The organism is Limnohabitans sp., assembly GCF_034680285.1.
Taxonomy (GTDB): domain Bacteria; phylum Pseudomonadota; class Gammaproteobacteria; order Burkholderiales; family Burkholderiaceae_C; genus Limnohabitans_A.
Genome location: NZ_JAXITC010000006.1, coordinates 151,875 through 161,687 on the forward strand (window position 1 = coordinate 151,875; position 9,813 = coordinate 161,687).

The following is a 9,813-nucleotide window of genomic DNA, read 5'->3' on the forward strand; positions in this document are numbered from 1 at the left end:
GACAACGGGCGCATTTTGCGCCCGTGATCAACGATCTTTGGTGAGGCTTGTCACAAAGCCCCAGCCCAATCAGGACTCGGCAAAGGCCCGTTCAATGACAAAAGCGCCTGGTGTGCTCGTGTTGCCCTCTTTCAGGCCGTGCTCTTCACAAATGCGCTTGAGGTCTTTGAGCATGGCGGGGCTGCCACAGATCATGATGCGGTCGTCCGCGGGATTGAGCGGGGGCAGGCCCAAGTCAGCAAAGAGCTTGCCGTTTTCGATCAAGTCGGTCAGGCGCCCTTGGTTTTTGTAAGGCTCGCGGGTCACGGTGGGGTAATAAAGCAACTGCTTTGTCACCATCTCGCCCAGAAACTCGTTGGCGGGCAGTTCTTGGGTGATGTAGTCGTGGTAAGCCAACTCGTTGACCTGGCGCACGCCATGCACCAGGATCACTTTTTCAAAGCGCTCGTAGGTTTCGGGGTCGCGGATGATGCTCATGTAAGGGGCCAACCCCGTGCCCGTGGCCATGAGGTACAGGTGTTTGCCGGGCAACAGGTAGTCACACAGCAAAGTGCCCGTGGGTTTGCGGCCCACCACGATGGTGTCTCCCACCTGAATGTGTTGCAGCTTGGAAGTCAGCGGGCCGTCGGGCACCTTGATGCTCAAAAATTCCAGGTGCTCTTCGTAGTTGGCGCTGGCAATCGAATAGGCACGCAGCAGCGGTTTGCCGTTCTCGCCACGCAAGCCGATCATGGTGAAGTGCCCGTTCGAAAAGCGCAGGGCTTGGTCGCGGGTGGTGGTGAAGCTGAACAGGCGATCGGTCCAGTGGTGGACGCTGAGAACACGTTCTTCGAGAAAAGCACTCATGTTTTTGACGGGTGTTGTGGCCGGATCAAGAGACCCAAAGCCCATGGGGGATGCTGAAAGCTTGATACAGTTGCAGCCTACAAGACCACGAAATCGCGTTGCTGACCTCAAGACAGCCCACATTTTCGTGTGATTCGTTCACAACTGGAAATACTGAAATTTTATATCCGTATAACCAGCGCTTCTTAAGATACATCAAGGCAAGACAACACCATGGCACGCACCGTTCAATGCATCAAACTCGGTAAAGAAGCAGAAGGTCTGGATTTCCCCCCCTACCCGGGCGATTTGGGCAAACGCATCTGGGAAGGCGTGAGCAAGCAAGCTTGGGCAGATTGGCTCAAGCACCAGACCATGTTGGTCAATGAAAACCGCCTGAACTTGGCCGACCTGCGCGCCCGCCAGTACCTGGCTCGCCAAATGGAAAACCACTTCTTTGGCGATGGCGCCGACGCAGCCCAAGGCTACGTGCCCCCCAGCAACTGATTTCCCCCTGGATTTCGCTTTCATTGCACACTGACCTCGACCGCGGCTGGGCTGGCCCTCGCCAAGCGCTGGTCATCGGCGCGGGCTTATCGGGTTCGGCCGTGGCGCACAGCCTGGCCACACGAGGTTGGGCTGTGACCGTTCTGGACCAAGGCGAAGGGGTGGGCTATGGCGCATCGGGACTGCCCGCCGGGCTGGCCGCCCCTCATGTTTCTCCAGACGACAACGTGCTCTCGCGCATCACCCGTGCAGGTGTGCAAGCGACACTGCAGCGGGCTGGAGCGCTTCTGCAAAGCGGGACCGATTGGGCCTTGAGCGGGGTTTTGGAGCACAACATCGGCGGTAAGCGCCGCTTGCCCACGGCCACCCCGAGTGACACAAGCACCCCAGCGAGTGCGGCTCAAATTGCTGCCGCGGGTTTGCCGCCAGACACCCCGGCGCTGTGGCATGGGCAGGCAGGCTGGATCAGGCCCCAGCAACTGGTGACTGCGCAACTCAACACGCCCGGCGTGCAAGTGCACTGGGGTCGGAAAGTGAGCGCCCTCGCCAAGAACGGTGAAGCTTGGACCGCGCTCAATGCGCAAGGGGAAGTGTTGGGCCAAGCGCCCTTGCTGGTGGTGGCCAGTGCCTTTGACAGCCTGGCCTTGCTGCAAAACCAACCTGGATTTGCGGTGCCACTGAACCCCTTGCGGGGACAAGTGAGCTGGGGAATCATGTCTGAGCTCGAATCAGATCTTCGGGCCGACGCCTTGGCCGCGTCCCCAAGCCCCAATCCCAACAAGCTGCCCCCTTTTCCTGTCAATGGTCACGGCAGTTTCATCAGCGGGGTGCCCTCGCCCGATGGGCCCATGGCTTGGTACATTGGCTCGACGTTCGAGCGCAACTGCGAACAAGCCCCCGTGCGCACCGAAGACCACGCCGCCAACCAAGTCCGTTTGGCGACGCTGCTGCCCGATCTGGGCGAAGCGATGAAGAGGCAGTTTCAGCCCGATCGGATCCACGGCTGGGCGGGTCTGCGCTGCACCCTGCCCAACCGCTTGCCTGCGGTCGGCCCCGTCGACAGCCAAAGGCTGCCTGGACTTTGGATCAGCACGGGCATGGGCGCCCGCGGCATCAGTCTGGCCGTGCTTTGCGGTGAACTGGTCGCCACTTGGCTCGAAAACCAAGACTTGCCCTTGCCGCCGGAGTTGGTCAAGCATTTGACAGCCGAACGCTACGTCCGCACTTAAATTCAACAAATTCAACATTTCCAACTACGATGGGTGTGTTTCAGCGCCCTTCGGTGCTGGATGTTTTGTGAGGTGCTTGATTCATGGCCCGTCAATCCTTGTCCCGCTATCTGCCTTGGCTGGTCACCGCACCCGCGGCCTTGGTGGTCTGGCCGCTGTCCGGATGGGCCAGCGCCGGATTGGGTCTGTTGTTTGTTTTGGGCTGGATCGACTTCCAGCAAACCAAACAAGCCGTTCGCCGTAACTACCCGCTAACGGGGCGTCTGCGCTACGCGCTGGAATACATCCGCCCCGAACTGCGGCAATACTTTTTGGAAGACGACGAAGAAAAGCTGCCGTTTTCGCGCAACCAACGGGCCATGGTCTATGCCCGCTCCAAGGTCCAAAACGACAAACGGGGGTTTGGCAGCATCAAGGACATGTATGCCACGGGCACCGAATGGATCGCACATTCCTTGCAACCCGTTCAGCCCGACCCTGCCACTTTCCGGGTTCGGGTTGGCGAGGGGCAATGTGCCCAGCCCTATGACTTGTCCTTACTCAACATCTCGGGCATGAGCTTTGGGGCTCTGTCGCCCAACGCCATCAAAGCGCTCAATCGGGGTGCAGCCATGGGCGGCTTTGCCCATGACACAGGCGAAGGCAGCATCTCGGTGCACCACCGTGAGCACGGCGGCGACCTGATCTGGCAAATCGCTTCCGGCTACTTTGGCTGCCGCACGCCGGACGGGCACTTTGACCCGGAGCGTTTTGCGTTGCAGGCGCTGTCGCCCCAGGTCAAGATGATCGAGGTCAAACTGTCTCAAGGGGCCAAACCCGGCCATGGCGGGGTGCTGCCCAAGGCGAAGGTAAGCCAAGAGATCGCCGATGCGCGTGGCGTGCCCATGGGCCAAGACTGCGTCTCCCCAGCGAGGCACTCGGCTTTTTCAAGCCCCATCGAATTGCTGAACTTTGTTGCCCGATTGCGCGAACTGTCGAGCGGAAAACCCGTGGGCATCAAACTGTGTGTGGGCCAACCGGCCGAATGGTTTTCAATGGTCAAAGCCATGCTGGTCACTGGCCTGACACCCGACTTTGTGGTGGTGGATGGCGCGGAAGGAGGCACCGGGGCTGCACCCATCGAGTTTGCCGACCATGTGGGCATGCCGCTGCGCGACGGGCTTCGCTTGGTGCACAACAGCTTGGTGGGCGCAGGTTTGCGCGACCGCATCAAGATTGGCGCCTCGGGTAAGGTGATCTCGGCTTTCGACATCGCGCGTTCTTTGGCCTTGGGCGCTGACTGGTGCAATTCGGGCCGGGGGTTCATGTTTGCGCTGGGCTGCATCCAGTCGCGCAGCTGCCACACCGACCATTGCCCCACTGGCGTGGCCACGCAAGACCCGGTTCGACAACGCGCCATCGTGGTCACCGACAAGGCCGAACGGGTGTTTTACTTCCATGCCAACACGCTGCATGCGCTGGCCGACTTGGTGGGTGCGGCGGGCCTCCACCAACCCGGTGACATCACCCCGCACCACCTGATGGTGCGGCATGCCCACGGTCACGCCAAGTCCTTGGCCGACAGCACGGTCAGCCTCACACACGGTCAGTTGTTGGCCACCGACCCTGCTGCCCCAGTGCTGCCCAGTCCTTTTGCGGAGTTCTGGACAGCGAGCTCAGCCGAGCATTGGGGCTTGGTCAGCCACTGAGAGAAGGTGACGCCAACCCTCTCGTTTCATTTCATCGCTTCAGCTGGACGACGGGCTTTCACATAAGCGTCGGTCGGCAAGTAGCTCTTGCCATCGGCATAGCGCCACTGCACCATGGTTCCCTTGCCGCCCCTTTGGTCGAGCTTGCCCACATAAGCCCCCATGGTGGACTGCTGGTCAATGGCGCGGTATTCGGCGGGGCCAAAAGGGGTGTTGAATTTGAGGCCACGCATGGCGATGACCAATTTTTCGTTGTCCACACTGCCGGCTTTTTTGATGCCGGCAAAGATCGACTGCATGGTGGCGTAACCCACGACCGAGCCCACCTTGGGGTTCTCGTTGAACTTCTTGTAGTAGTTGGCGGCAAAGCTGGCGTGCTCTTTGTTGTCGAGCTGGTCCCAGGGGTAGCCGGTCACGATCCAGCCCTTGGGCGTTTCGTCTTTCAGGACTTCCAGGTACTCGGGCTCGCCCGACAGCAGCGACACCACAGGGGTCTTGGGGAAGACGTTGCGCTGGTTGCCTTCGCGCACCAGCTTGGCCAGGTCCGCGCCAAAGGTGACGTTGAAGATGGCGTCGGGCTTGCTGGCCATGGTCGCAGTCAGCGTGCTGCCAGCGTCGATCTTGCCCTGTGCAGGCCACTGCTCGCTCACGAACTCCACATCGGGGCGCTTGCCCTTGAGCAACTCTTTGAAGCTGGCAACCGCGCTTTGGCCATATTCGTAGTTGGGTGCGATCGTGGCCCAGCGCTTGGCAGGCAGCTTGGCCGCTTCTTCGACCAGCATGGCCGCTTGCATGTAGGTGCTGGGTCGCAGGCGGAAGGTGTAGCGGTTGCCTTTTTCCCAAACGATGGCATCGGTCAAAGGCTCGCTGGCCACAAAAAGGCGCTTGTTTTTCTGGGCGTGGTCGGCCAGCGCCAGACCGATGTTCGACAAAAAGCCACCCGCCAGAACGTCCACTTTCTCTTTGAACGTCAATTCAATGGCGTGGCGCAGCGCTTCATCGGGCTTGCCTGCATCGTCGCGGGCGATGACTTCGACCTTGCGGCCAAGAAGGCCGCCCTGGGCATTGATTTCCTCGACAGCCAGTTGCCAGCCTTGTTTGTAGGGCTGGGTGAACTGAGGAATGGCGGAATAACTGTTGATCTCACCGATCTTGATGGGGGTCTGGGCCAGCACGGTGCTGGCAGCGGCTGCGCTCAAAAGGCCGGTGGCAATCAGGCGTTTCATCGGGGCGTCCTAGGGTAAATACTAAAAAAGCGACTTTAACAGCCGACTTTCAGCTTGTCTCAGAAAAGGCCAAACTCAAGCTACTGATTGAAATTCGACTTGAAACATCCAACTTATAAGCAATAGGAATATATACCCAACTAAAAAATCGTTTGTTTTGGCATAAGACCACCTTAAAGTCGCCGCCATGGTTGATTTGGCTTATGTCTTTGCAGGTTTCTTCGTGGGCACCATCGTGGGCCTGACGGGGGTGGGCGGCGGTTCGCTGATGACGCCGCTCTTGATCTTTTTCTTTGGCGTGAAGCCTTATATGGCGGTGGGCACCGACCTGCTGTTTGCGGCCTTCACCAAGCTGGGCGGCACCATCAGCTTTGCACGCCAGCGCATCGTGCCTTGGCGCGTGGTGGGTTTGCTCAGTGCGGGCAGCATTCCCGCTTGTCTGGTGACTTTGGGCTTTTTGCACTGGGTGGGTCCAGCCTCCTCCCAAGTGCAGTCGCTGATGACGACCACGCTGGGCGTGGCGCTGCTGCTCACCGCTGCCGCCATGCTCTTCAAAGCCGTGCGGGGCAAACAACTACCCCGCCACCTGGACGCCGCCGACGAAGCCCGCGCCAGCACCCCTCGCCACTGGAGCCTACCGGTGCTGTTTGGTGCGCTGATCGGTACTTTGGTCACGCTCACCTCGGTCGGCGCGGGGGCCATTGGCGTGACCCTACTGCTTTTGCTTTACCCGCTTTTGCCCCTGCCGCGCATCGTGGCGGCGGACATCGCTTATGCCGTGCCGCTGACTTTGGTGGCGGGCTTGGGCCATGCGTCGCTCGGTTCGGTGGACTGGCCACTGCTGGCCAAGCTGCTGGCGGGCTCGCTGCCCGGCATCTGGCTGGGCGCGCGCCTGACACACCACACGCCTGACCGCGTGATCCGCTCACTGCTGTCCGTGCTGCTGGCATGGGCAGGCACCAAGCTCGTTTTGATCTGATCTTTCTCTTCTTGCCTCTATGTACCAGTACACCGAATTCGACAAAGCCTTTGTGCGCGCCCGCGCTGCAGAGTTCCGCGACCAGCTGGGTCGTTGGCAGACGGGTCAATTGACCGAAGACCAGTTTCGCCCCTTGCGCCTGCAAAACGGCTGGTATGTGCAGCGCTACGCCCCCATGCTGCGTGTGGCCGTACCCTATGGCGAGATCAACGCGGCCCAGATCAAAGTACTGGCCCAAATCGCCCGCGACTACGACACGCCCGACGCCGCCTTGCTGGCCGAAGCCCAAGCCACCCAAGACAAAATTGCGGGCCTGGCCCCCAAGCTGACGACCAATTACGGCCACTTCACCACGCGCCAGAACGTGCAGTTCAACTGGATTCCACTGGACAAATCGGCCGACGTGATGGATCTGCTGGCCACCGTGAACATGCACGGCATCCAGACCAGCGGCAACTGCATCCGCAACACCACCACCGACGAGCTGGCAGGTGTGGCCGTCGACGAAGTGGTGGATCCCCGGCCGTATGCCGAGCTGATCCGCCAGTGGAGCACGCTGCACCCTGAGTTTGCGCACTTGCCGCGCAAGTTCAAGATCGCCATCACGGGTGCCACCGAAGACCGCGCCGCCATTGGCTGGCACGACGTGGGCCTGCAAGTGATCAAAAACGCCGCAGGCGAAGTCGGCTTCAAGGTCTTGGTGGGTGGCGGCATGGGCCGCACACCCGTCAACGGCGTGGTCATCCGCGAGTTCTTGCCATGGCAAGACATCATGAATTACCTCGAAGCCGTGGTGCGTGTCTACAACCGCTGGGGCCGCCGCGACAACAAGTACAAAGCCCGCATCAAAATTTTGGTCAAGGCCGAAGGCCAGCGCTACTTTGATGAAGTCGAGACCGAGTTCCGCGAAATTTTGGAACGCGACGGCGCACCGCACACCCTGCCGCAGGCCGAACTCGACCGCGTGAAAGCAGGGTTTGTGGACCCTGCGCTGAACCTGCCCGAAAACACCAGCGAGTGGCTGGCCCAAGCCGAAGCAGCGCTCAGCATCGAAGCGGCCAAGACACCTGCCTTTGCCCGCTGGCTCTCGCGCAACGTGCGAGCACACCGCAACCCGCAGCTGCGCGCCGTGTCGCTGTCCTTCAAACGCCCGGGCTACGCCCCGGGGGACGCCACAGCCGATCAGCTCGATGCCGCTGCGGCCTTGGTGGAGAAGTATTCCGCAGGCGAAGCCCGTGTCTCGCACACCCAAAACCTGCTGCTGCCTTGGGTGCGCTTGGACCAGCTGCACGCGCTGTGGCGCGAAGCCCAGGCCCTGGGCGTGGCCCAACCCAACATCGGTCTTTTGACCGACATGATCGCCTGCCCCGGCGGTGACTACTGCGCGCTGGCCAATGCCCGCTCCATCCCCACGGCCAGCGCGATCACCGAGCGCTACCAAGACCTGGACGAGCTGGAAGACCTGGGTCACATCGACTTCCACATCAGCGGCTGCATCAACTCCTGCGGTCACCACCACTCGGGCCATATCGGCATTTTGGGGGTCGATAAAGATGGCAAAGAGTGGTACCAGGTCACGCTGGGCGGCTCGGACGGCAAAGACCTGTCCGGCGCAGCCACACCCGGCAAAGTGGTCGGTCCGTCCTTCTCTTCGTTCGAAGTGCCGGATGTGATCGAAGCGATTTTGAACACCTACAAAGAGTTGCGCGCTGCCACCTCGGACGGCAAACAAGAAGCCTTCATCGAGACGGTGCGTCGTGTGGGTCAAGACCCATTCAAGGCCGCTGCCAATGCCGCGCGCCATCCAGTCGAGGAAGCCACATCCTGAAGTCCCTTGTAGGAGCCGCGCCCTCGCGGCGATGAACAGCCAATCGCGGCGAGGGCGCCGCTCCTACAGCAGAAAAAAACGACCATGAACATCATTACCTCACAAGAACACCAAGCTGCCAACAAAACCGGCGTCTTGGAGCTGGCCAACGACGTGGACCCACGCACGCTCGACCTGAACGGCGTCACCCGCATCGACCTGCAGTTCCCGGCCTTCACCGATGGCCGCGCTTACAGCCAAGCCTTTTTGCTGCGCCGCCGCCTGCGCTTTGCGGGCGAGCTGCGCGCCACGGGCGATGTACTGATCGACCAGCTGGTGCAAATGCAACGCACCGGCTTTGACGTGGCCGTGCTCAAAGAGGGCGTGGATGCCAGCGCAGCACAGCGCCAGCTGGACCGCTATGCCGGTTTCTACCAAGGCTCGGCCGTGGAGACGCAACCGCAATTTGCCAAGGCCGCCTGATGACTTCGAGCCTGATTTCTTCGCGCAGCGCCCCGGTCAAAGCCACCGAGCAAAATGCCAAAGCCAGCCCTGACTTTGCCACCAAACTGACCGAGACCCAGGCGATGCTGCGCCGCGCTGCGGCCGAGTTAGCCCCCGTGACCCAGGCCTCCAGCTTGGGTGCAGAAGATGTGGTGATCACCCACCTCATCAACAGCCTGCAATTGGACATCCCGGTGTTCGTTCTGGAAACCGGCGCGCTGCACACCGAAACTTTAGCCCTGCTGGAGCGCACCCAAGCGCATTCGCGTGCGCCCATCCATATTTTTCGCCCGGTGCAAGAGTCGGTGATCCAGTTCGTGCGCGACCAAGGCCAGGATGCGATGTACAAGTCGATGGAACTGCGCAAAGCCTGCTGTGGCGTGCGCAAGATGGAGCCACTGGCCCGCGCCTTGAAAGGCCAAAAAGCCTGGATCACCGGTCTGCGCCAAGAGCAATCTGCGGCCCGTGCCGAGGTGCCTTTGCTTGACGAGAGCGAAGTGGCCACCAAAGGTCTGTACAAGTTCAACCCTCTGGCCAGCTGGACCTGGGGCGATGTCTGGCACTACATCGCCACGAACCAGGTGGACTACAACCCGCTGCACGACCAGTTTTTCCCGAGCATTGGCTGCGCGCCCTGCACACGGGCCATCAGCCTGGGCGAGGAGTTCCGCGCCGGGCGCTGGTGGTGGGAGGACGAGGCGGCCAAGGAGTGTGGCTTGCACGTCAAGTCTTGACCCTTGCTGAACTGTGATGCGTGGGGCAAGCCGGGCTCCTCATAAGCCGCTTCGCGTCACAAATCGTCACCCGCCTTGCCCCACACATCACACCAAGCGTGCCCGGACTTGACTTCAGGCACCTTGACCACATTGAGATACGAGAGAACCGAATGACCGCCATGACACAAACCGAGTTGCACACCCTGAGCAACAGCCACCTGGACGCGCTGGAAGAAGAAACCATCTTCATCCTGCGCGAAGTCGCCGCCGCTTTCGAGCGCCCCACCCTGCTGTTTTCGGGCGGCAAGGACTCGCTGGTCATGCTCAAGTGC

Annotated in this window: 9 protein-coding genes and 1 pseudogene; 8 read left to right on the forward strand and 2 right to left on the reverse strand. The window is 60.8% G+C overall.

Annotation, left to right across the window (positions count from 1 at the left end; translation table 11 throughout):
- Positions 1–69 precede the first annotated feature (69 nt).
- Positions 70–846 (reverse strand): ferredoxin--NADP reductase, encoded by a 777-nt coding sequence (locus tag SWE17_RS07225; RefSeq protein ID WP_322992433.1) that lies wholly within the window; start codon positions 844–846, stop codon positions 70–72.
- Positions 847–1,059: 213 nt separating this feature from the next.
- Between SWE17_RS07225 and SWE17_RS07230 the strand changes: the two genes are divergently transcribed.
- From SWE17_RS07230 to SWE17_RS07240, 3 genes are all read left to right on the forward strand, one after another.
- On the forward strand, positions 1,060–1,332 hold the full coding sequence (locus tag SWE17_RS07230) for an oxidative damage protection protein (RefSeq protein WP_322992434.1): 273 nt from the start codon (positions 1,060–1,062) through the stop codon (positions 1,330–1,332).
- A 23-nt stretch (positions 1,333–1,355) separates the two neighbouring features.
- Positions 1,356–2,561 (forward strand): FAD-dependent oxidoreductase, encoded by a 1,206-nt coding sequence (locus SWE17_RS07235; protein ID WP_322992435.1) that lies wholly within the window; start codon positions 1,356–1,358, stop codon positions 2,559–2,561.
- An 83-nt stretch (positions 2,562–2,644) separates the two neighbouring features.
- The gene (locus tag SWE17_RS07240) at positions 2,645–4,249 is read left to right on the forward strand and encodes an FMN-binding glutamate synthase family protein (protein WP_322992436.1); all 1,605 of its coding nucleotides are present in this window, start codon (positions 2,645–2,647) and stop codon (positions 4,247–4,249) included.
- A 26-nt stretch (positions 4,250–4,275) separates the two neighbouring features.
- On the opposite strand, the gene SWE17_RS07245 is transcribed toward SWE17_RS07240, so the two are convergent.
- Positions 4,276–5,475, reverse strand: coding sequence for an ABC transporter substrate-binding protein (locus tag SWE17_RS07245; RefSeq protein ID WP_322992437.1), 1,200 nt, complete (start codon positions 5,473–5,475; stop codon positions 4,276–4,278).
- 187 nt (positions 5,476–5,662) lie between these two features.
- On the opposite strand from SWE17_RS07245, the gene SWE17_RS07250 reads away from it, so the two are divergent.
- The 5 genes and pseudogenes from SWE17_RS07250 to SWE17_RS07270 all read left to right on the forward strand — a co-directional run.
- On the forward strand, positions 5,663–6,454 hold the full coding sequence (locus SWE17_RS07250; protein WP_322992438.1) for a sulfite exporter TauE/SafE family protein: 792 nt from the start codon (positions 5,663–5,665) through the stop codon (positions 6,452–6,454).
- A gap of 19 nt (positions 6,455–6,473) precedes the next feature.
- Positions 6,474–8,282, forward strand: coding sequence for a nitrite/sulfite reductase (locus SWE17_RS07255; protein WP_322992439.1), 1,809 nt, complete (start codon positions 6,474–6,476; stop codon positions 8,280–8,282).
- A gap of 84 nt (positions 8,283–8,366) precedes the next feature.
- Positions 8,367–8,744, forward strand: coding sequence for a DUF934 domain-containing protein (locus tag SWE17_RS07260; protein ID WP_322992440.1), 378 nt, complete (start codon positions 8,367–8,369; stop codon positions 8,742–8,744).
- Entirely contained in the window at positions 8,744–9,499 is a 756-nt protein-coding gene (locus SWE17_RS07265; protein ID WP_322992441.1) for a phosphoadenylyl-sulfate reductase, read from the forward strand. The genes SWE17_RS07260 and SWE17_RS07265 overlap by 1 nt, the downstream gene beginning before the upstream one ends.
- Positions 9,500–9,651: 152 nt before the next feature.
- A pseudogene (locus SWE17_RS07270) lies at positions 9,652–9,813 on the forward strand (sulfate adenylyltransferase small subunit); the annotation flags it as partial.